Genomic DNA, 20,785 nt, shown 5'->3' with positions numbered 1-20,785 from the left:
GCCGAGGCCGCGCGGCCGGCTCTCGCCCCGTCCGCTCGCACCCGCGTGTTCACCGCACTAGGTGCCGGTGACACCGAACGTGCAATCGAATTGATTCTGTGCGAGCACAAAGGTTCTCCACAAGGATTGGCCCCCTCGCTCACGGCGTCCGTCGAACGCTGGATCGACGGCAGGGCTGATGAAGCCGTCAGGCTCCGACTCAAGGCCAGGCTGCGCTCCGTCACCTGTTCATCGCACCGTGGCGGCGATCCAGCGGTTCCGCCACTGGATTCTCAGCCGATCACCGCCGAAGTGGACCTCAAGTCGCACGAGGCTCTCGGATAAATGCGTCGCCCCAACGGCAGTTGGGAACGCGAAGTGCGGTAGTCGATTGCAGAATATCCGTGGTCTGCTTAGATTCTGCGCAACTCATGGTTAGACTGCCGGAATGGTCGATTCTTCGGCAGCCGCCAACGTTGTGCCGGCTGCCGAAGACGTGACGCCTTACATCCCTTCCGGGCGAGAAGAGCAGCTGTTCGCTGCGGCGCACGCCTGCGGGCTCGCGGTCATGCTGACCGGGCCAACAGGCTGCGGCAAGACCAAATTCGTTCAAGCCATGGCCGCCAAGCTGGGGCGTCCACTGATCACCGTTGCGTGCCATGACGACCTCAGTGCTGCCGATCTGGTTGGTCGATACTTGTTGCAGGACGGTCGAACTGCCTGGTTCGACGGCCCGCTTACCCGGGCGGTTCGGACCGGTGCCATTTGTTACCTCGATGAGGTGGTGGAAGCGCGCCAGGACACGACAGTGGTCTTGCATCCGCTCACCGACCACCGTCGCGAACTCCACATCGATCGATTGGGCGAGACGTTGGCGGCTCCGCCGCAATTCCAGCTCGTCGTGTCCTACAACCCCGGCTACCAGAGCATCATCAAGGATCTCAAGGACAGCACACGCCAGCGCATGGTGGCCATTGCAATGGACTTCCCAGCTGCGAGCACCGAGGTCGCAGTGCTGTGCCAGGAGGCGCTCGTCAGCAAGGAGCAAGCCACCGAGCTTGTCTCCCTTGGTGTCGCAATCCGCAAGGCCGGGCGTCTGGACCTTCGGGAGGTCGCCTCCACCCGGGCACTGGTGTCTGCGGCCCGGCTCATTGCGGTCGGCGTCCCGGCGCGCGAGGCCGCTACCGCGGCAATTGCCGGTCCGCTGTCCGACGAGCCGTCGATCCAGGCCGGGTTGACGGAACTGATCGAGAGCTATTTGGCGGAGTGAACGAACCGCAGGCGATTGGCGCTTCCACCGTTGCCAATCACGATCCCGATGAAAGTCGGCTCCAGCGATTGTCCTTTCTCGCAAGTGCGTTAGCCGCGCGTCCGATCGACGTCACGTACGCGGCGAACGGACGGGCACGGACCGATGGACGTTCGATATTCGTTGCCGCCGAGGCTGATTGGCAGACATCGCGCAAGCAGGTTCTTGTCCACGCTGCACTGCTCGCCGGCGGGATGACGGCTGATCAGCTCAAACCACTACGGCGGCGCCGGGAGGGGCTGCAGCGGTACTTCTTGCTTCAAATCCTCTGCGCGGCCGCAGCTCCGACCGTGGAGGCCGCGATAATCCAACGCGGAGTCGATGATCTCCCAACCGGAGTGCGTCCTCCGCGTGATTCCGCCGACGTCATGCGTCGCGCACTGAGCGTTGAAGATCTCCCTGCCGCGCCGGCCTGTTGGGGCACAATCGATGTGCGACTGTTGAGGTCCACTGGCGCCGTGGCCGATCCGGCTGTGGGTCGGCCTGCGGCTTCGGCGCTCAGCGACATGCTGGATGAGGATGAACGGCAATGCCCCGAATTCGATGACGGTGGCTCGCAACCGGACGTCTTGTTCGATTCGCCGATAGGCAGTGGCTTCCTACGCCGACTGTTCCAGAATATGGCAGGTGTGCAACAGGCGCGCATGACCGACAGCCCGGCCGGTGCCGAGTCGTCGGCCGGATCGGCGATGCGAGGTCGGTTGACCGGCGCGGTCCGTCCAGCCACGAGCTGGCGGGGCACCAGGGGCCGCGCAGCCGATCCACCCGGCCTCTCCCGCTTGCAATACCCGGAGTGGGACCACATTTCGGAGACGTTCAAAGCCGATTGGTGCCACGTCGTGGCTACTTCGGCAACCGATCGTCCGGTGATCGGCGGTGGCGAGGTAGCCGGTGGGATCAAAGCAGCAACGTTGCTCCCACGCCTGCTACGGGCTTTGTCGACAGTCGGGATGAGGTCTATTCCAGTCGGCCGACTTTCGGACGGTCCTGAGCTGGACATTGACGCGGCGATCGAGGCCATCGTCGACTCCGGGTCCGACCAGGATGCCGTCTATTCTCGTGCACTGCCCCGCAATCGAGATCTGGCCATTCTCGTGCTTCTGGACGCGTCGGCTTCCACGAAGGACCCGAGTTCTGCCGGTGGCACGGTGTTCTCACTGCAGGCGCAGGTCGCTTGGGCTGTCATCGCCGCGACGACGCGACTGGGTTGCCGCACATCGGCGATGGCGTTTCAGGGAATGGGGCGCAGGTCGGTGAAGCTGAGCTCTCTCAAGGACTTCGACTCCGTGCGGGACACACAGTTCTTGCGTCGGATTGTGGAGGTGGAACCGGGTGGTTACACCCGTACTGGCGCCGCCGTCCGCCACGGCACGCATGTGCTGAGAACTCGGTCTGGTGCTTCACGGGGCCTGCTTGTGGTGATCACCGACGGATTGCCGTACGACATCGGCTACACCGACGATTACGCGCGTGCCGATACCGCCCATGCTCTGGCCGAGGCGCGCGCGTCCGGGATCGGTTGCGTATGCCTGTCGGTGGGCTCTGATAATCCGAACGCTGAATTGGCGCGTGTTTTTGGGGGGTCGACGACGGCCATACTTCCCGACAGTTCTGAACTACCCGCAATGGCACGGCGTCTGTTCATTGATGCGCTGAAAGGAGCCGACCTTCGTCGACGTCTTGCGAGCTGACTACGACGCCTGATGGGGTGCGCCACCCGACTATCTGACAGAGCAGAACGGATATGAGGCGGGAGCGCGACTTTGGCGTGTTGCGGCGTTGGTCCCAGATACGTATTCCATTGCTGCACTGAAAAATTGGCTATTGATTTAGCGTATGTGCGACACTAATGTCGCACATATGGTGAGCTCTGAACAACGCGCCGTCGGTACAGCGACCGGCGGCAATCAACGTCCTGTCGCCGGTCGCTGGACCGGCGCATTCATCGCGCTTGGCGCAGTCTTTGCCCTGGTGGCCTTGGTCGCTATCGCCCGGTGGGGCTTGCAGGGCCCACACTCGGTAAATCCGGGCCCGGACGAGTTCGGTGGCGTAAAACTCGTCATCCTGCGTGTGCTCGAGTGGGGCCAGTTCGCAGCGTTTCTGGTCCTGGTGGGATGGTTCGTCGTCAAACCCCTCGTCGAACGCCGCGGCCTCGGGTTTGATGGACTGTTCATCCTTGTTTCCTTCGCGATGAACATCTGGGATCCGCTGGACAACTACTTCGTCTTCGCGTTTCAGTACAACGCACATTTCCTCAACGTTGGTTCGTGGGGCGGCTTCATCCCCGGTTGGCAGGGGCCGCACCCAGAACTCTGGGCCGTGCCGCTGGGATTCATCTTTGGCTGCTATACGTGGTCGTGGTATGCCGCCGTTCGGCTCGGTAGCTTCATCTACCACCGACTCGTGGTGGCCCGGCCGGCTTGGGCGCAGTGGCAACGCTACGGGTTGGTCTATCTCGCAGTTGTCGTCCAAAGCGCGATCAGCGAGATCATTTTCATTCGCCTCGAACACTGGACTTACCCAACTCAGAATTCGTTCTTCGTCATCGGTCACGGTCAGTACGGCTGGCCCTGGTTCAACTGCATCATCTACGGCATGACCTGGATGGTGATGGTGTGGCTTCGGGAGTCGGCCAATCAAGACAACGGGCAGGGATTGTCGTTCGTCGAGAGGGGCATCGATCGCTACCAGATCGGCAGTCTGCAGAAGACCACACTGCGCTTCCTGGCCATCTTCGGCTTCGTGAGCGCGGTCTACATCCTGATCTACTTCGTTCCCTTCAACTTGATCATGATGAACGGAACACCGGTAACCGACCTGCCGTCCTACTTCCCGGTCCCTTGGGGCGGCCGATGATCTGACTGCGACATAATGAGTTGATGCGCGCATCGTCACGCCCACGTCGTGCCGATGCGCGCATCGCTCGTGAACGAATCCTGGCCGCAGCGGTGAGTGTCTTGGGGACTGAGCCGCTGGTGTCCTTGGAGCGCGTTGCGCAACTGGCAGGTGTGCATCGCGCAACTGTCTACCGGCACTTCCCGTCTCGCGAACACCTTATCGAGGCGGTGGTGGAACAAGCGCTGGCCGAGGGGCGCGACGTGGTGGATCGCACGGCACGGCACCCCGTCGGCGAGAAGGCGGTGTACCTTCTGGCCGCTGAAACCACTCAATACGAAGATCGTTATTCCTTCCTCATCGGATTGCCGGAGGTCGCGGCTGCGGGCCCGGACCCGATCGGGCTTTCCGCGCTCATGCAAAGTTGGCAGGAACACGATGTACTGCGCGATGACATGAGTCCCCAATGGTTGGCAGCGACCTTCGTCGCTCTGGCCCAGGCGTTGCTCGCCCCGGGCGCGGTTCTCCCAGATCAACTACCCCATGAGGTGCTGGCCGCTATGTTCCTGCGGGGGGCTTCGGCAAGCGACTGAAGAGCTGCGGCCGGTGCGGCGTGGTTTGGGCCCACCGCATGGCGTCGCGGCGCTCTCAGACGATCCACGTCCATTCATAGGTGTGCTTGAGGCTCTGGCTCATGTGCAAGGTCTCGGTCCGTAGCACTCCGGGTATGAACGTGATCTCCTCATTGACAGCGGCCATGATCGAACTGTGATCTCGTGCAGTCATTACAAGAATAAGAGCGAAATCGTCGAGAACGTGGGTGATTTGGGAGATGTCGTCCCGTGCCGCGAGTATCGCTGCGATGGACTCAACCGTGCCGGGCTCCGCGGTGATCAGCACGAAGGCATAGGCATATCGGCCGAATGCGAGCAGGTTCGTCACAGCCTGAATGCGGAACACGCGTTCGTTCAGCATGCGCTTGATTCGTCCGCGAATGGTCCCTTCCGAGAATCCGAGCTCAGCGGCGATGCTTCGATTACTCCGGCGCGCGTTTTTCTGCAGCAGCTGGATGATCTCCAGATCGACGCCGTCGACGGTGTCGCTGGGCTGTGCTTGAGGTGTGGTTCCGGGGTTATGGAAACTCGCCCAGTTCGAGTCGTACTTCAGGACGTCGAGAGCAAGAGTGCCGTGAACTCCTTCGACGCCGTCAATAGCGGTCAAGACTGTTCCGAACATCTCCGCAGTGTGTGCGCGATCTCGGCACACCACGGGTAGAACGATATCGAAGCGTCCTGAAGTAACTGTGACACCGATGGTTTCGGGCAGCGCAGCTAACTTGGTCGCGACATCCTGGACTGAGCGCCCCCGTACTCGAAGGAGGGCGAAGTTGAATTCGCGATGGCCGAACAATCTGATGTCGGTCACGGCCACGACTCGCATGATGCCGGCATCTTCCATTCGGCGGAGCCGAGCAGCGACCGTCACCTCGTTGACACCGAGTCGCTGTGCCAAGGAGCGATTGCTCTCGCGTCCGTCGATGCGGAGCCGATTGATCAGAGCGCGATCGAGGTCACTGATCTCCGTTGCGCGCTCATGGTGGGGAGCTGTGCTCGGATCGCTCTCTTGTGCGATCGCCTCGGGCTCGCGCGCCACATCACCATCCTGTCGCTCGGCACGGGTTAGCAGCGCCGTCACTTTATGGCATTGTGGCAACCCTTCCGTGCATGGACTGCTGAATGCGCCAGCAGATGCGCCACAGACTACGCAGAGTATCGTAAAGCCAAGGCTCTCGCGTAAGTTTGCTCCCAGCATAGTGGGCCGTAACGGACGAGATGGCTGGTGAAGCATCAGGTTCCCAACAGTCATCCTGATCGGTTTGCTCAGGACAGCTTGACGCGGGTCGCCACAGCGGTCACACGCAGTGGCCTGCAACGTCCTGTGCGGCTGTCGTTCAGAACCAAACCAGATGTAGATGGCGGCCCGCGCAGAGGGCCGGACGATGGCTGCGTGCGACGAAAAGCTCAGCCGATTGTGTCGCCGTATGCCGTCGGGTTGGCGGGCCTGCCGGCTAGCGCCCAGGGTCTCGGCTGGCGGCCTCGCGCATCGTCGGTCGCGGCAATGGGCAACAGGCCGTGGTATCCCGCACCGTGGCGGTGCGGCTGTCAAAGGTGCAAGTGGCTGGAGAATTTATCGCAGCTGTTGCGCACTGAAACTACGCGTTCTTGACACTCACAAGCCAAGTACTGGCACCTTCCGATGCGAATCATCTGTAACTCACGCGAGTGATGTGGTAGACATCTCACTTGTACTGCACATGTGAGACTCGTGAGGTAAGGCATGCGGCACATTGACGGCAACGGTGACCGTTAACGCTCGGACCGAAAGCTCGGTCACCCTATTGACGACAGCCAGAGGCGCGGCCGAGAGAGTGGCGGCCCGCTTGGTTGCCATCCCGATGCGCAGCATGGCGACGACCGGCCGCAGTGTGCACTTGGCGCTGGCGGTGCTTCGCTACGCGGTAGTCGATACGGTGAAACTGCGGATACCTGTCGGAGAGATGATTGTCCAGGCGTGGGGTTTGCTGAAAGTGACAGCCACTCCTGCTTTGTTGATGGCCATCCCGATCGGCGCGATGGTGTCGGTGCAGGTGTCCGGGTTGGTCAACCAGGTCGGTGCCAGCTCGCTCGTGGGTGCCGCGAGCGGAGTCGGAGTCATTCGGCAGGGTGCGGCGATCACGGCCGGCTTGCTCATGGGCGGTGCAGCGGCATCGGCAATCGCGTCCGATCTCGGCGCCCGGCAGATCCGAGAAGAGCTCGACGCGCTGCGCGTGCTGGGAATCGATCCGGTGCGGCGACTTGTGGTCCCGCGCTTCCTCGCCCTGATCATGATTGCGCCGATTCTGTGCACACTGATCATCGCGTCGGCAGTGGGGGCCGCCTTCATGCTTGCGGTGACAGTCAGCGATGTGACGTCAGGGAGCTTCTGGATGTCATTTGGGTCGTTCGCGAAGATGGTCGACGTCTGGTTCGCCATGGGCAAGGCGGTCATCTTCGGCGCCATCGTCGCCGTCATCTCTTCGCAGCGCGGAATGGAGGCCAAGGGTGGTCCACGTGGTGTCGCTGACGCCGTCAATTCATCGGTGGTGCTCAACGTCGTCGGAATTGTGCTGGTGAACCTGGTGATGACTCAGTTGCAAGCGATGTTCTTCCCCATGGAGGTGTCCTAGTGGCGGTGCCGAATGGAGGAAGTGCCGTTCCTGCTAGGCTTTTCAGCCTTCCCGGCAGGCCGGTCGGGGCGATTCGGCGGACCTCCGAAACCGCCGGGCAGTGGGTGGTATTCATCGGGCAGACACTGTGGCTGCTTCCGCTGACGGTGCGCCAGTATCGGCGGCAGACGCTACAAGAGATGAATAGCCTTGCCTGGGGAAGAGGCTCGCTCATCGTCGACGGTGGCGTGATCAGTGTTTTGGTCATCCTCGGCCTGGCGGTCGGCGCATCGGTGGCCATCGAGGCGTTCGCCACCCTGAACCTGCTCGGCTTCGGCGCATTGTCCGGGATCGTCGGTGGTTTGGCGAATGTGCGCGAGATGGCTCCTCTGGTCGCAGGCATCGCATTCGCCACCCAGGCCGGTTGCCGTATGACCGCCGAGATCGGCTCGATGCGGATCGCCGATGAGATCGACGCGACCGAGGCGATGGGACTCAGAGCCATCCCATTCGTGGTCGGAACCCGCCTGGTTGGTGGCATGTTGTGTGTTGTGCCGGGCTTCTTGCTGACGCTCGTGGTCAGCTTCTTCGTCTCGGACTTCATGTTGCGCGTTCTGTACAGTCAGCCGGGCGGTACCTACCAGCACTACTTCGTGCAGTTTCTGTCCCCGACCGATATCGCGTATGCAGTCATCAAGGCCGTCGTGTTCTGTGCGGCTGTCACGCTGATCCATTGCTACTACGGATATTTCGCCTCCGGAGGCCCCGTCGGTGTAGGCCAGGCGTCAGGTCGTGCCGTTCGGGCGAGCCTCGTGGTGATCATGGTCCTTGACTTCATGCTCACGGTCACCCTGTGGGGCCTGCGTCCCGAGTTCGTTTTCAAAGGCTAGGAAGGGCAGGGCACAAGAATGCTGTTCCGAGCTTCGGCCGAAGAAGAAGCGCGTCGTCTGGCTTTCATCGGACTAGGACTGTTTCTCGCTGTCGCGCTGGCGATAACGCTGTGGGTGCTGAATCCGTTCGCTGGGCGGCCGGCGAATCAGCTGTCGTTGACCATCGATACGCCGTACTCCGGGCAAGGAGTGGTGAGCGGGACACCGGTCATCATGCACGGCGTCAAGGTCGGTGAGGTCAAGAATGTTTCGAGCATGGCTGACGGTGGTGTCCGGCTCAAGGTAGATCTTCAGGGGCCGTCAGCGGCAGGTCTCACCGAGACCTTTGGGATTGACTATCGGCCGGCCAATTACTTCGGTATCACCGGTATCAACCTAATCAAAGGGGAAGGGGGGCAACCACTTCGCGACGGAATGCGAATTACCACAGTTCCACGCGGCAACTTTGCCCTACAGACTCTGTTGTCAAGGCTCGGGCAGATCACTCAGGGAGTGGTCACACCACAGCTGGTGGGCGTCATCGACCGGTCGACCCGCTACGTCAACGGCATGGAGCCACTGCTGGAGACCATGTTGACGGTCACCAGAGCTGTGGACAATGTCCAGACCGTCAGCACCGCAAGGCTGCTCGCAAATGCGACCGGGCTGAGTGTCGCTTTCCCCGCCTTCACTGATGCGCTCATAAAGACGGGCACCGAGTTTGATAATTCGGGCCTGGTCGTGCTCGACGACGGCGGTGCGACAGTGACCGAGGAATTCTGGCAGAATCGGTACCTACCGACGGTCGAGCTGACCGCGAAGGGTCTGTTTGGTGCCGCTGGCAGGCTGGAATCCTCCCACGTCAGTGATCTGCTTCCAGTAGTCGGCATCACAAAGATCTTGTCCGACACAGTTCCGGGATTGGTGCGGCCAGACGACATCGCCGCAACGCTGGTCGAGCTTCGGCGTCGGTTCGAAAGCCTCTACGGAGGTTCACCGGAACAACGTGCCCTGCAGGTACATATCGTGCTGGATGCGCTTCCCGGTATGGCCGCACCGCTTGGTGAGATGGGAGTCGCGCCGTGAAGCCGAGAGCCGCGTTGTGGCGGTTTGTCCTGAGTGCGGCGCTCGCAGTGGTTGTCTTCATCATCTTGGCGAATGTCATGCTCCAGCCAGTGTCCAGTGAAACCCGCTCGTATACAGCTGATTTCACCGACGTGTCCGGCCTTCATCTGGACGCCGACGTCCGGGTACGCGGGGTGCGGGTTGGCAAGGTGAACTCGATCGCGCTCGAGCGTAGAAGCGGCCAGAGTCTCGCAGCAGTCGGATTCACCTTGGACAAGCGCTACGCGGTGAGTTCTGCGACTCGTCTTGCGGTCAAGTACCAAGCCCTCACCGGCCTGCGCTATGTGGACGTCGTGAACCCGTCGGATGCGGGTCCCAACACTGCCACGGTGACGCACATACCCACCACGATGACGCAGCCGTCGCTGGACATCACCACGTTGTTCAACGGCCTGCAGCCTGTCTTCGCGACATTGAGCCCAGAGGAGATCAATACCTTCACGGCCAACGCGGCGGCGTACCTATCCGGTGATGGCACCGGAGTCGGGCCGATGCTCGACAGCATCAGGAAACTGACGGCCTTTGTCTCCGATCGTCAGGAGGTTGTGGCCACTCTGATGCAGAACCTGACTGCGGTGGCGGACAAGCTCGGTGGTCACAGCAAGGACATGGTGCAAATTCTCAAGTGGGCGAACCGTCCGATGGATCAAGCACTGCTCATCCTCGACGAATTCCGCAAGTCCGATCTCTATGGGCTCGGATTCACCAGTGTCGTCGTGCGGCTGTTGCACAACGCCGGCATCAAGCCTGGAATCAACTTGGACACCGCCTTCGACAAGGCGTTCACGAATCTCGACAACGCAGTCGAGGCCTTCAAGTTGGTTCCTGTGATGTGGGACAACATCGAACCTCCACAGCAGGAGGGTGTTCCGCTCACCTGCTCGCGGGGTCGAGCCCAACTTCCGGCGACCATGGATGTGCTTCTCAACGGACAACGGGTGGTGTTATGCAATCAGTGAAGTTCTTGCGCAACCCCACGGTGTGGGGAGCCGCGGCGCTGATATTCCTTGCGGTAACCGCGATGGCCATTGCCTTGGTATACGTCAGCCCCCCCGGGCAGAAGACCGTCAGCTTCTATACCGATGACGCAGCATCGGTCCGGGCTGGTGACACGGTACGGATCGCCGGTATCACCGTAGGAAAGGTGAAAAGCCTCGCGATCGAACCGAATCAGGTCAAGGTCGACACTACGGTCAAAGAGGATGCCTTCGTCGGCGACCAGTCCCAGGTCGATGTCCGAATGCTCACGGTCGTGGGTGGTTATTACGTCAACGTAGTATCTCTGGGCGACAAGCCACTGGGGGACAAGGTCATTCCACGCGAACGCGTCACGATGCCCTACAGCCTGGTGCGCACACTTACCGATGCGGTGTCGATTACGGATCAGATCAAGACGAAGCCGATCAACGAATCCCTGGATGAGATCTCGAAGGGATTGACCGGTACCAACGTCGATTCGCTGAGTGCGGTGATCGACGCCGGCAATTCGTTGACCGAGACGATCGACAAGCAGCGCGGTCAGATCTCGGCGATCCTGAATCTCTCCGACGAGTACATCCAGGAGCTGAGCAACTCGACATCCGAGCTCAAGGAGGTGATCTCCAAGGTCTCGATACTCGAGCAGACGTTGACGTTGTATGGCAAGGGCTTCGGGGCGGCGTTGATGGGAATGGGCGACATCGGAGATGCCATTGCGCCGATCGCGCCGTTCTACAACGCACATCGGGAGCGGTTCCTGGAGAAGATCCACAACTGGCAGGCGATTTTCCGGAGCTGGGCGGATCGGAGCGGCATCATCGTTCGTGGACTTCGTCGGGTACGCGACAAGCTTGATCGCGTTCTCGACGCGCAGAATGCGCGGCCGGAGCTGCTCGCAACTGATGTGTGCATCCCGATGCCGGGGAGTGCGTGCTGATGCGCCACCACCTCGGAGTCTCATTGCGCCGCGCTGCCCTGTCTGGCGCCACCCTCGCCGCGGTTGCCGCCGCGGCGGTGTCATGCGCCACCCCATCGGCTTCCCCAATAAGCAGCACCAGCGCCGACTATTGCGCCGTGATGCCCGACAGCATTGGGCTGTACGTCGGAAATCCCGTGACGCAGATGGGCTTTCCCATTGGGAAGGTGAAATCGGTTACACCGAGCGCGAAGAGCGTCAGGGTCGATTTCACTTTGACCGATGACCGCCCGCTGCCCAGCGATGTGCGCGCGGTCATTCGTTCACCATCGGTTCTCGCCGATCGTGCGCTGGAGATGGTCGGCAATTATGAAAAGGGTCCCCGGCTCAAGCCGGGGGAGTGTGTTCCATTGGACCGCTCGCTCACACCGAAGTCGCTGTCCCAGGTGATCGGCTCGACAACCGAGTTCGTGAATGCGATCAATCCCAAGGATTCGACCAATGTCGGCGGAACTGTTGCGGGACTCGATCAGCTCATGCGCGGCAATGGGGAGCCTGCTAACAAGCTTTTGACATCCACGTCGGCACTGCTCGACAGCCCCGACCGGGCGATCAGCGAGATGGGGTCGATCGCCACCAATCTCGCTGACCTCACCACGTTCCTGGCCGATGTCAGAGGGCCGATGAAGCAGATCCTCCTCGACGCGGTGACCACGACCCCCGACCTCAATCGATCTCTGGACGGGGGCACACGCCTTGTCCGCCCGTTCCCCGCATTGATCACAGCCGTCGGTGACCTCGAGCAGCATGCCGGTGATGAGATCCAGCTGACCCTGGATTCCTTATCAGACGCGCTCAGAAAGACGACTCCGCACGCCAACGCGATGGCCGATCTGTTCAATCCGGTGCCATGGTGGATCAACACATTCGCCAATCATGTCAACAATCGGGGCCTCAGCATCCGGTATCGGCCCCCGATGTACCGGATTCCCACACACGACGGGCTGCTGCAATGTGGATACATGAACGCTCAGGTCCCGGGCAGCTGCATGGACGTCGCCGGCCAGCCCTACGCGGTCGACGTCGCGCTGCTGCAATACGTTCTGACGATGGCCAACAAACGATGAACCGCGTAATTCCGTCGATGCTGGCGTTGTTGAGCACAGTCGTCCTGCTCACATCCTGTTCGTCGCTGTCGGTGAACAATCTGCCCCAGCCGGGCAAGTCCTACAGCGACGGCTACGACATCGTCATGGAGTTCGCCAACGTCCTCAACCTGCCGGACCGGGCCAAGGTCGTCATTGACGGAACGGCGGTCGGGGTGGTGACCAAGGTGGCGAGCGCCCGCGATCACGTCGACGTGACAGCGCGCATCGAGCCGAGCGTGACGGTACCGTCGAATGCGCATGCGACGCTGCAGCAGGCTACCGTCCTCGGTGACATCTACGTTGCGCTTGAACGCTCCCAACAAGATTCCGCGACTACTGCGCTGTCAGCTGGTGGTCGGATCCCCCTGTCGAACACGACGTCGCCGCCACAACTCGAAGACACCATTGCCAACATGGCGAACTTCGTGGCCAGCGGGTCGATTCAGCGAGTGCAGCAAGCGATCATCGGCATCAACAGGGTCACCCCGCCCGAACCTGACGTTCGAAAGCTGACCACGCGGGTCGCTGTCGACCTCTCCGATCTGGCCAACAACATGGATCTCGTTGATCAGTGGCTCGACGGTGTCTCACGAACCGGGGATGTCATGTCCGTCCATGTGCCGGACTTCCAGCACTGGTTCTCCCCGGCCGGAATGCTTGGATTTGACCGGGGCACAACAACTGCGTCATACGTCGGGTTGTTGCTCCCTTCCATCGGAAGTATCTACAGCGGCGGCTTCTGGCTGGTACCGCTGCTGGATTCGCTCGGCGTCACAATGGGGGCGATTCAACACAGCAAGTGGGCCGTCGAAGACGAAGTGCCGCACTGGAGAAAGCTTTTCACGGACTTCTTCCTGCCGGTCGACAAGAACCCGGCGATCAACATCACCTCGATTCAGGGGCCAGACGGGCGAGAACTCTCCGGCAATATCCAAGACGTGCTGCGAATTCTGGGAGCAACGCCATGAGGCTACGTGACATGGTGTCGTTTACCGTCTTCGCGGCGATCATCGCTCTGTCGATCACCTATATCGCGTCCTTCGGACTACGACTGGGGCCGCCGTCGGATCGGACCAACCTGTCGATGACGGTCGCCGACGTCAACGGACTGGTCGTGGGATCCAATGTGTTGTTGCGCGGTGTGCCAGTGGGCAAGGTGACCGGAATCCAATCCACCGTCTCCGATGCCACGGTCGACTTCTATATCGACCGCAGCCAGCCCATCCCGGTCGATACCGATGTACGCCTGGACAACTTGTCGGCCCTCGGCGAGACCTATCTTGGCTTGCAGCCACGCACGTCTGACGGGCCGATGTTGAAGAACGGTCAACGGATCGCCGCCGAACGAGTTCACCAACCGGCTTCGATCTCGGAACTGGCCGCCAGCGTCGTCCGGGTGATGAATCAACTCGACCCCGATCAACTCAAACGCATCGTCAACGAAGCCGACGCGGCGCTGCCGGATCCGGGTTCGGTGCTGCCGAACCTCGCCCGCACGAGCTTGCTGCTGCGAAACACCACCGCAGGCATGAATGGCCGTGGGCAAACGGTCTTGGCGAATATGCAGACACTGCTGCAGAACGCGGACTGGCTTGGCCCGACGCTGACCAGCTTGGTCGACCCCGTCACCAAGCTAGGGCCACTGATCCACTCGACCTACGGCGCAGCTATGCAGGTGGTACTGGTGAACGGTCCGCCGGGGCTACGGCTGTTCCAGGCGTTCCTCGCCCGGCTGCAGAAGTTCCTCGACGACCGTGCGCCCGATCTCAAGGTGATCTCCGAAGCTCTTCTGCCCAAGATGAACGGCATCGCCGGATCCTTGATGAACTTCGACACCGGCCAGATCCTGTCGAACATGCTCGCAGCGGTTCCTGAGGACGGTGCCATCACACTGCATGTCACCGTTCCGGATCCGGCGGGATCTTGAGAGCGAGGCTCACCCGTGACCGAAACCCCCATTGAGAGAAGGAGATCTGACATGACTGCCGCGATGGATACCGAGAAGAGCGCGACCCCGCGCAGCGCTGAGGAGAGTTCTGCGGCGCCTGAGCCCGACGCCGCGAGGGTGGAGCGGAAGCCACCTAAGGCTGTGTCGGTGCGAGCGCTCGTTACGGGTGTCGTCGTCGTCGTTCTCGCCGCCGCAGTCGGAGTGCTGGCTTGGCTCTATGTCAGTGCTGAGGGCACGATCGATGCCCAAAAGCGCCAGGCCGCAAACTACAAACATGCCGAGGACGTGGCCCTTGACTATGCGGTGAATGCAGCGGTCATGGATTTCCATGACCTCGGCAGCTGGAAGACCAAGCTGGTTGCCGGGACGTCACCGGAGCTCAAGGACAAGCTGACCAAGGCCGCCGATTCCATGGAGCAGATCCTGGTACCGCTGCAGTGGAATTCGACCGCGAAGCCGCTAGTGGCCAAGGTACGGTCGGAGTCTGGCGGAGTTTACGTGGTCGATTCGTTCGTCAACGTCGTCACCAAGACGATGCAGGCGCCGGATGGTCTTCAATCGACGGCGACCTACAGCATCACCATGGATGCCAACAACAATTGGCAAATCACCGACGTCGGCGGCATCGACGCGGTCATGCCCCCGAAGTAAGACGCCTGTTGCGTTGGTGCTTGGCACCGTGTTTCTGATGGAGGGAGCTGGAGTGGCCGGTCGCCTGAACACGGCACGGAGCGTGTCCGCGCTCAGATGCCGAATGGGGGTCGTCGCAGCGTGTGCGGCGATGGCCGCGGCAGCGGTAGTTTCGCTGACCGGCCTCGCGGCCGCGGACCCGGCCGGCAATGACGCCCGACCACCGCTGTTGCCAGTCGTCACTCCGACTCCTACCAATTGGCAGCCTCGTTTCCCGTTCCCGTACGACCAGACGCGAGACGAGGTCACCGCCGCCGACATCACCGCCGCTGGCGAGATGTGCCAGTGGTACAACGCGCAATATGATCAGTTGATTCATCAAGTCGAGACCTTTAACTTGAACCTGATCGGCGAGAACGGCAACTGGAATGCGCCCGGCATCAATGAACAAGCCGATACCCTGGTTGCCAATCTCAATGAGTCGCTGGACTTCCTCACACCTCGTGCGCAGGCGTTGACTATCACCCAGGACTCATCGAACGACCAGTATTTCCCACTTTTTCAGGGCGAGAGCTTCTACCGCCTCTGGCAACAACTGTCCAATGTCCGAGACGGCCTCAGAGGCCGCCAACCCGCCTGGTTCACGGGCCCGTCGTTCCAGCATGCGCAGCGTTTCGGCAGCAAGATCCATCGGTCGCACGTCTGTGACTGACGGGGATGGCGCGGCGAACCGCGCGGAGAGAAGGGCCATTCACGTGAAGTGGCAATCCTTACGATGCCGGACTCCCGAAATCCTGCGGACGGCAGGCGCCGTCGCATCGATCGTGCCGTCGGTTGCACTGGCTCTCTGCACCGCCCTGTTGCAATCCGCACCCGCCGGTGCCGAACCATCGCCGACCTTGGCTGACGCGGTAGCCCAGTTGCGTGGCGGTACGAGTTGCCCTGCACTTCAGTATGACCCGCTCGCCGAACATACTGCCTCGATCGTGAATCGATCCACCGACACCTATCTCAGCCATCAGGCGGAGAACGTCCCCGTGGACGATGCACTTCCGATCTACCGGGACCTTGGCGGCAAGCGGGCCAAAGTGAAGGTTCTCCTCGGCGCGGCCGACAGCGATGGTGGTGCGACGAAGGGACTTATTTTGCAAGGGTTTTCGGCCCTTCCGGACTGTTCCTTTACCGCCTTCGGCGCAGACAGATTGTGGAACGCAGACGCTGGCAAGGTGCTTCTCGCTGTCGTGTTGGTGGGATCATGACAGCGAGGCTGTGGCCAGGGGCGCGTTCCGGAGATGTGGTTCGCGCTTTGGCAGTCCTGCTCTCAACGGCTTTCGTTGCGGGGCTCCTCAGCCCGTACGCGCGCGCGACCGACGACGTAGTGACCTATGAAGTGGTCTCCGACAGCGTCGGTATCGCCGGTATCGAGTACATGGATGCTCAGCGCAGGATGTTGATCAGGGATGTCCCCCTCCCATGGCGGCTCGATACGACAGTGGCCGGGGGAGTTGCACGAAGCGAGCTCCGGGCGGATTGGAGACCTCGAGCCCAGGTTAGGAATTGGGTGAGCGTCCGAATCTGGTATCAGGGAAAGCTGCTGTGCCAGAGCACTTTGGACATCGGCAATGCGACCTGCTATGGGGATACGCCGCACATGGCCTAACGGACGAGAGTGACCTTCGTAGACGAAAGTAGATGCTTGTGATTGCCTCAGACAGTATCCGGCGTCGGTACCGGCGCAACGTCGGTGTCCTTAGCGCCATATGTGTGGCGATGATGTTGACGGGCGGCACCGCCACCTCGCAGGCCGACCCCGCATCTCCGCCGCCGGACCCGCCGGCGGCAGCCGGTCCGGCGGACTCCCCGGCCGCTGATCCTGGCGCCAACCCATGGCCGGATATCAGGTACTACGATCGTCTCGACGCCAATGACTTTGCGCTGCCGGGCGGAGTGTGGTTCCTGTCACCGACCGGATTGACTTGCGGAATCTGGGGCAGGGGAAACTTCGGCTGCAGCGGCCAAATACCTGGTGCACCTGCTGATGTGACCCACATTGGATGGATCAACGGTGACCGTGATGTCCACTACGATTGGTCGATGGCGGTGAGGTTTCCAGCCACCCAGGCCCAGCAGCCGCTACTCCCGCGGTCGTTCATCACGCATGAAGGCACCACGTGTGCGGCGACACCAGACAGCCGAATCTACTGTGAACGCGGGCCCTTGAAGCTCTCGGTCGAACCCACCAGAACGTGGCTGTCTGCGCCCTGGACGGATCTCAGCTGGCAGGTCCTCGGCCCCACCACCAGTGCGCCAAAGTAGCACTGCCACCAGGTTGGGTTCACTTCGCAGGCCGGTGTAGTGCGCGCGCCGAGGGGGCGCACGACATGCGGGTCGTGAAGGGACCCACGTCATCCGGTGAAGGCACGGCCAATCGAGGCAATAGCTTCCGGTGACGGCGACGGCTGACCCTTGGCGGGCATGATCGCCAGCACCGGCGTGGTCACCCCAGCGTCCACGTATTCCCTTGTCCGCGCGGCGATATCGTTCGGACTACCGTAGATGAAAAGGTCGTCGATGACCGCCTCGGGTATTGCGGCAAGCGCGGCGGCACGGTCACCGGACTGCCAGGCTGCCCACATCGGCTCCAACTGGTCGCCGCGGCCCAGCCAGCGATGGAACTCTGCATACACCGGCACATTCAGGTATGCCGCGATCGCCCGTCGTGCGGTGGCCCGTACAAGCGCCACATCTTCGCTCGGAACCACGAACAGGCGGGCGACGATCTCAGCATCAGAGCCAGTCGAGCGCACACACCGCTGCAACCGGGGCACATCGGAGGCCGCGAGCCAGTTCACGATCGCCCCGTCCGAGATTGCACCGGCTAGCCGCAGCATGCCTGGTCGCAGCGCCGCTATCAACAACTTGGGTTGTCGCCTAGGGACACGTTCGAGTCGGAAGCCGTCGATCCGGAAGCTGTCGCAGACCATGTCGATGCGCTCACCTGTCATGGCCCGGCGTACGAAGGACACCACATCACGAACCTGTTGATACGGTGCCTGGAACTTGAGGCCGTTCCATTTCTCGACGATGACGTCGGAGCTGGCGCCGATGCCAACTGCGACGTCGCCTTGTGCGACGTCGGCCAAGGCTGCCGCAGACATCGCTATCAGCGCCGGGCCGCGCGTGAATGCCGACGCGATCGCCGTACCGAGTCTGAAGCGCGGATGACTGACCGCGGCGGCAACCAGCGGAGTGAAGGCGTCGGCGCCAGAGGCTTCGGCCGACCACAGGTCGGTGAAGCCGCCGCCTTCGATGGTGTCGAGGTGACATTGCTGCTGTGCTAGGGCTGTTCCTTCCAGTGGGATCGTCAAGCCGAGACGGGACATGGTGATCCGACCTTTCTGGTGGAATTGAGGACGGTACGCGGAACTGGCGTCAGGCCGTGCCGCCGTCGATGCGCAGGACAGCCCCCGTGCAGAACGACGACGCCGAGGTCGCGAAGTAGAGCGCAGCCCCAACGATTTCATTGGGATTGCCGCAGCGTTGCAGGGCGGCAGAGTTCTCCATGTGGGCGCGTCCTTCGGGCGTCCATGCCGAGGCGATGTCGGTCAAGAACGCGCCCGGCTGGATCGTGTTGACGCGGACCGTCGGCGCATATGCCTGGGCGAGGCCTTCGGTGAGCGAATTGAGGCCGGCCTTGGCCGCCGCATAGGGAATGGCGCTGGCATTGGGTCGGATCGCGGCAATGGAGCTGATGTTGATGATCGCTCCACCGCCGGCTTCGACCATCCGAGCGCCGATCTTCGCTGAAAGCCGGAACGGACCTTTGAGATTCACACCGATCACCTTGTCGAACAGCGCCTCGTCGACCTCCGCAAGGGAAGGGTACAGCGGCGATAGACCGGCGTTGTTGATCAGCACGTCGACGCGCCCGAACTCGTCATATACGGCCTGGGTCAACCGGTCACAGTCTGACCAGTTGCTGACGTTGCAACCCACGGGAAGCGCGCGGACCCCGTAGCGGTCAGTCACGAACGCAGCCAATTGCATGCAGTTCTCCTGTTTCCGGCTCGCGATTGCCACATGCGCGCCCCGTTCAGCGAAGGCCACGACCATCTCGCGCCCCATGCCCCTGCTACCGCCCGTGACAACGACTACTCGGTCCTTAAGGTCATCCATCCAGTTAATGTACCAAGCGCTCGGTTAATGTTGACCGACTCTCGCTAACGCAACGGGTTTCGCTTCATCCCCGGTATCTGACGGAGGACAATAAATGTCCTATCGAACCTATTAATTGGCTGCCATCGGGTGGGTCGTGCGGACGCCGACGCCCATCGAGGGGCTCAACCCGAGCGCGATCGAATCGTGGATGGCCGAACAGGGTCTCGGCACCGGGCCGCTTGGTCTTGCAGCGGCTAGTGCCTCGGTGGCCTGGTGAGCTTGAGTCCTACTCGGCCCTGAGCGACTACACCCCCGGTCAGCTACAGGGACGCTCGCACATTGTGGCCTCATCCCGAATTCGAAGATTCCGCGGAGCGCGGCCCAGTCCTTGCCGCCGGCGGCGAGGCATCCCGTGGGGACCCCGTCAAGCGCTACTCGGAGCGAACGGAACGCGACGCGTCGGCTATCACGTGGTACCTAGTCCTTGCCGGATTCAAACACGGCATCATTGCGGCGGCCACGCACGCCCGCGCCGGTGCGGGCAAGGCTTCCCGGCACGCCGGTGACCGGTTTCATCGAAGTGCGCGCAGCGTATTCGAGCCAGCCCATGAACTTCGACTGATGCCATCTCGCTGTTTTGAGTGAACGGACCCGTGATGATCAGCCGAGCGGGTCAGTTCAGCTCAATGACTCGGACGGGTGAACAGTCGACCGTTGACGATGCCGGTGTCGAGACGGTCCAGCGCCTCGGTAAGAGCATCGAACGGCACTTCCTCGAGTACCGGCACGAGCGACCCGTTGGCGATCAATCCGAGTACCTGGGCGAGCTCGTCCCGCGAGGAACCCAGTGAGCCCTGCAAACGGACGTTTCGGGTGACGAGATCGACCGTGTTGATGGTGGCCAGCTCCGCGCCAAGTCCGACGACGACGACGCGTCCACCCAGACGCACGGCAAGTGCCGCCTCCGCGGTGGTCGTACCGACACCGGCGAAGTCCACGACCACATCGATCGGCCTTGGTACGTCAGCGATACTCGTGAAGCACTCCGTCACGCCCTGCGGGCGTGCGGCGTCGAAGCTATTGATGTCGATATCGACGCCGTAAACGGTGGCGCCGCGCAGTACCGCGATGCGTGCTCCGCTGAGACCCAGGCCGCCAAGGCCGATAATGGCCACCCGCATGCCGCTGACGATCGCCGCCTCGGTGACAACCGCGTGGTAGGCGGTGGAAATGGAATCCGTTGCGACGGCCGCCTGTTCAAGGCTGACTCGGGGTGGGATCTTCACCAGGAAATCAGCAGGGAAAACTGCTTGTTCGGCATAGCCGCCGTCGCAGCCCAGTCCCGGTGCCGTTCTCGGATCCATCTCGGATAGCGGATGACTCACGAGCGCTATCGCGACTCGGTCGCCGAGCGCCACATTGCTGACGCCGGATCCGACCTGGCGAACCGTGCCCGCAATCTCATGGCCGAGAATGATGGGCCGTTTGGACGCCCAAGCCCCTCCGTGCCCCTTCAGAATGTGGAGATCTGAATGACAGAGGCCGGCGGCTTTCACGTCGATAACCACCTGACCCGGCCCTGCCGCTAGGTCATCGAGCTCGACGAACCTCAGACCTTCACTGGCGGAGTTGAAATGGTAGGCCTTCATGCGGTCGCCATCGCTTTCATCAGGGTCGGTGTTGCG

At 61.8% G+C, this 20,785-nt stretch carries 21 protein-coding genes; 16 read left to right on the top strand and 5 right to left on the bottom strand.

Going from position 1 to position 20,785, the window contains the following annotated elements:
* Window positions 1-427 precede the first annotated feature (427 nt).
* The 4 genes from MSZK_RS22430 to MSZK_RS22415 all read left to right on the top strand — a co-directional run bounded on the left by MSZK_RS22430 (window position 428) and on the right by MSZK_RS22415 (window position 4,716).
* Window positions 428-1,249: an AAA family ATPase gene (locus tag MSZK_RS22430; RefSeq protein WP_099250749.1), complete on the top strand. Its 822-nt coding sequence runs from the start codon at window positions 428-430 to the stop codon at window positions 1,247-1,249.
* Entirely contained in the window at window positions 1,246-2,979 is a 1,734-nt protein-coding gene (locus tag MSZK_RS22425) for a nitric oxide reductase activation protein NorD (protein WP_099250748.1), read from the top strand. The genes MSZK_RS22430 and MSZK_RS22425 overlap by 4 nt, the downstream gene beginning before the upstream one ends.
* Before the next feature lie 169 nt (window positions 2,980-3,148).
* Complete coding sequence (locus MSZK_RS22420) at window positions 3,149-4,144, top strand: spirocyclase AveC family protein (RefSeq protein WP_158230630.1); 996 nt, start codon at window positions 3,149-3,151, stop codon at window positions 4,142-4,144.
* A gap of 23 nt (window positions 4,145-4,167) precedes the next feature.
* The gene (locus MSZK_RS22415) at window positions 4,168-4,716 is read left to right on the top strand and encodes a TetR/AcrR family transcriptional regulator (RefSeq protein ID WP_099250746.1); all 549 of its coding nucleotides are present in this window, start codon (window positions 4,168-4,170) and stop codon (window positions 4,714-4,716) included.
* 55 nt (window positions 4,717-4,771) lie between these two features.
* On the opposite strand, the gene MSZK_RS22410 is transcribed toward MSZK_RS22415, so the two are convergent.
* Window positions 4,772-5,818, bottom strand: coding sequence for an Lrp/AsnC family transcriptional regulator (locus MSZK_RS22410; RefSeq protein ID WP_158230629.1), 1,047 nt, complete (start codon window positions 5,816-5,818; stop codon window positions 4,772-4,774).
* Window positions 5,819-6,521: 703 nt separating this feature from the next.
* Here MSZK_RS22410 and MSZK_RS22405 point away from each other — a divergent pair.
* The 12 genes from MSZK_RS22405 (at window position 6,522) to MSZK_RS33175 (ending at window position 17,258) form a co-directional block, all read left to right on the top strand.
* Window positions 6,522-7,349: an ABC transporter permease gene (locus tag MSZK_RS22405; RefSeq protein ID WP_233211461.1), complete on the top strand. Its 828-nt coding sequence runs from the start codon at window positions 6,522-6,524 to the stop codon at window positions 7,347-7,349.
* A gap of 71 nt (window positions 7,350-7,420) precedes the next feature.
* Window positions 7,421-8,218 (top strand): ABC transporter permease, encoded by a 798-nt coding sequence (locus tag MSZK_RS22400; RefSeq protein WP_233211460.1) that lies wholly within the window; start codon window positions 7,421-7,423, stop codon window positions 8,216-8,218.
* Window positions 8,219-8,236: 18 nt separating this feature from the next.
* Window positions 8,237-9,283: an MlaD family protein gene (locus MSZK_RS22395; protein ID WP_099250744.1), complete on the top strand. Its 1,047-nt coding sequence runs from the start codon at window positions 8,237-8,239 to the stop codon at window positions 9,281-9,283.
* Window positions 9,280-10,281, top strand: a complete 1,002-nt coding sequence (locus MSZK_RS22390; protein ID WP_233211452.1) for an MlaD family protein — start codon at window positions 9,280-9,282, stop codon at window positions 10,279-10,281. The genes MSZK_RS22395 and MSZK_RS22390 overlap by 4 nt, the downstream gene beginning before the upstream one ends.
* On the top strand, window positions 10,269-11,237 hold the full coding sequence (locus tag MSZK_RS22385; protein WP_199203438.1) for an MlaD family protein: 969 nt from the start codon (window positions 10,269-10,271) through the stop codon (window positions 11,235-11,237). The genes MSZK_RS22390 and MSZK_RS22385 overlap by 13 nt, the downstream gene beginning before the upstream one ends.
* Window positions 11,237-12,343 carry an MlaD family protein gene (locus MSZK_RS22380; RefSeq protein ID WP_099250830.1) on the top strand — a complete coding sequence of 369 codons (1,107 nt, stop codon included), beginning with the start codon at window positions 11,237-11,239 and terminating at the stop codon, window positions 12,341-12,343. The genes MSZK_RS22385 and MSZK_RS22380 overlap by 1 nt, the downstream gene beginning before the upstream one ends.
* On the top strand, window positions 12,340-13,332 hold the full coding sequence (locus MSZK_RS22375) for an MlaD family protein (protein WP_199203437.1): 993 nt from the start codon (window positions 12,340-12,342) through the stop codon (window positions 13,330-13,332). Before MSZK_RS22380 ends, MSZK_RS22375 begins: the two co-directional genes overlap by 4 nt.
* Complete coding sequence (locus tag MSZK_RS22370) at window positions 13,329-14,291, top strand: MlaD family protein (protein ID WP_099250742.1); 963 nt, start codon at window positions 13,329-13,331, stop codon at window positions 14,289-14,291. The genes MSZK_RS22375 and MSZK_RS22370 overlap by 4 nt, the downstream gene beginning before the upstream one ends.
* 51 nt (window positions 14,292-14,342) lie before the next feature.
* Window positions 14,343-14,963 carry a hypothetical protein gene (locus tag MSZK_RS22365; protein ID WP_233211450.1) on the top strand — a complete coding sequence of 207 codons (621 nt, stop codon included), beginning with the start codon at window positions 14,343-14,345 and terminating at the stop codon, window positions 14,961-14,963.
* Between the two features lie 130 nt (window positions 14,964-15,093).
* Entirely contained in the window at window positions 15,094-15,654 is a 561-nt protein-coding gene (locus MSZK_RS22360; RefSeq protein WP_099250741.1) for a hypothetical protein, read from the top strand.
* Window positions 15,655-15,697: 43 nt separating this feature from the next.
* The gene (locus MSZK_RS22355; RefSeq protein WP_233211449.1) at window positions 15,698-16,201 is read left to right on the top strand and encodes a hypothetical protein; all 504 of its coding nucleotides are present in this window, start codon (window positions 15,698-15,700) and stop codon (window positions 16,199-16,201) included.
* 511 nt (window positions 16,202-16,712) lie between these two features.
* Window positions 16,713-17,258, top strand: a complete 546-nt coding sequence (locus tag MSZK_RS33175; protein ID WP_099250824.1) for a hypothetical protein — start codon at window positions 16,713-16,715, stop codon at window positions 17,256-17,258.
* 89 nt (window positions 17,259-17,347) lie between these two features.
* Here MSZK_RS33175 and MSZK_RS22340 read toward each other — a convergent pair whose 3' ends face one another.
* The 4 genes from MSZK_RS22340 to MSZK_RS22330 all read right to left on the bottom strand — a co-directional run bounded on the left by MSZK_RS22340 (window position 17,348) and on the right by MSZK_RS22330 (window position 20,749).
* Window positions 17,348-18,325, bottom strand: a complete 978-nt coding sequence (locus MSZK_RS22340; RefSeq protein WP_099250740.1) for an LLM class F420-dependent oxidoreductase — start codon at window positions 18,323-18,325, stop codon at window positions 17,348-17,350.
* 49 nt (window positions 18,326-18,374) lie between these two features.
* Complete coding sequence (locus MSZK_RS22335; RefSeq protein WP_099250739.1) at window positions 18,375-19,118, bottom strand: SDR family NAD(P)-dependent oxidoreductase; 744 nt, start codon at window positions 19,116-19,118, stop codon at window positions 18,375-18,377.
* 459 nt (window positions 19,119-19,577) lie between these two features.
* Window positions 19,578-19,709: a hypothetical protein gene (locus tag MSZK_RS33455; RefSeq protein WP_255414246.1), complete on the bottom strand. Its 132-nt coding sequence runs from the start codon at window positions 19,707-19,709 to the stop codon at window positions 19,578-19,580.
* Window positions 19,710-19,783: 74 nt separating this feature from the next.
* A complete protein-coding gene (locus MSZK_RS22330; RefSeq protein ID WP_099250738.1) occupies window positions 19,784-20,749 on the bottom strand; it encodes a zinc-binding dehydrogenase in 966 nt (321 codons plus the stop codon).
* Window positions 20,750-20,785 lie beyond the last annotated feature (36 nt).

This window comes from Mycobacterium sp. shizuoka-1 (assembly GCF_002723835.1).
Lineage (GTDB): Bacteria > Actinomycetota > Actinomycetes > Mycobacteriales > Mycobacteriaceae > Mycobacterium.
Note: the sequence above shows the minus strand (reverse complement) of the source record. Positions and strands in the feature narration are given on the sequence as shown.

What these genes read in the sequence shown, in the direction of transcription:
- MSZK_RS22430 (WP_099250749.1), top strand. Translation starts at nt 428, where the DNA reads ATGGTCGATTCTTCGGCAGCCGCCAACGTTGTGCCGGCTGCCGAAGAC.
- MSZK_RS22385 (WP_199203438.1), top strand. Translation starts at nt 10,269, where the DNA reads ATGCAATCAGTGAAGTTCTTGCGCAACCCCACGGTGTGGGGAGCCGCG.
- MSZK_RS22330 (WP_099250738.1), bottom strand. Translation starts at nt 20,749, where the DNA reads ATGAAGGCCTACCATTTCAACTCCGCCAGTGAAGGTCTGAGGTTCGTC.
- MSZK_RS22370 (WP_099250742.1), top strand. Translation starts at nt 13,329, where the DNA reads ATGAGGCTACGTGACATGGTGTCGTTTACCGTCTTCGCGGCGATCATC.
- MSZK_RS22420 (WP_158230630.1), top strand. Translation starts at nt 3,149, where the DNA reads ATGGTGAGCTCTGAACAACGCGCCGTCGGTACAGCGACCGGCGGCAAT.
- MSZK_RS33175 (WP_099250824.1), top strand. Translation starts at nt 16,713, where the DNA reads ATGATGTTGACGGGCGGCACCGCCACCTCGCAGGCCGACCCCGCATCT.
- MSZK_RS22365 (WP_233211450.1), top strand. Translation starts at nt 14,343, where the DNA reads ATGACTGCCGCGATGGATACCGAGAAGAGCGCGACCCCGCGCAGCGCT.
- MSZK_RS22380 (WP_099250830.1), top strand. Translation starts at nt 11,237, where the DNA reads ATGCGCCACCACCTCGGAGTCTCATTGCGCCGCGCTGCCCTGTCTGGC.
- MSZK_RS22340 (WP_099250740.1), bottom strand. Translation starts at nt 18,325, where the DNA reads ATGTCCCGTCTCGGCTTGACGATCCCACTGGAAGGAACAGCCCTAGCA.
- MSZK_RS22360 (WP_099250741.1), top strand. Translation starts at nt 15,094, where the DNA reads ATGGCCGCGGCAGCGGTAGTTTCGCTGACCGGCCTCGCGGCCGCGGAC.
- MSZK_RS22335 (WP_099250739.1), bottom strand. Translation starts at nt 19,118, where the DNA reads ATGGATGACCTTAAGGACCGAGTAGTCGTTGTCACGGGCGGTAGCAGG.
- MSZK_RS22375 (WP_199203437.1), top strand. Translation starts at nt 12,340, where the DNA reads ATGAACCGCGTAATTCCGTCGATGCTGGCGTTGTTGAGCACAGTCGTC.
- MSZK_RS33455 (WP_255414246.1), bottom strand. Translation starts at nt 19,709, where the DNA reads ATGGGCTGGCTCGAATACGCTGCGCGCACTTCGATGAAACCGGTCACC.
- MSZK_RS22395 (WP_099250744.1), top strand. Translation starts at nt 8,237, where the DNA reads ATGCTGTTCCGAGCTTCGGCCGAAGAAGAAGCGCGTCGTCTGGCTTTC.
- MSZK_RS22415 (WP_099250746.1), top strand. Translation starts at nt 4,168, where the DNA reads ATGCGCGCATCGTCACGCCCACGTCGTGCCGATGCGCGCATCGCTCGT.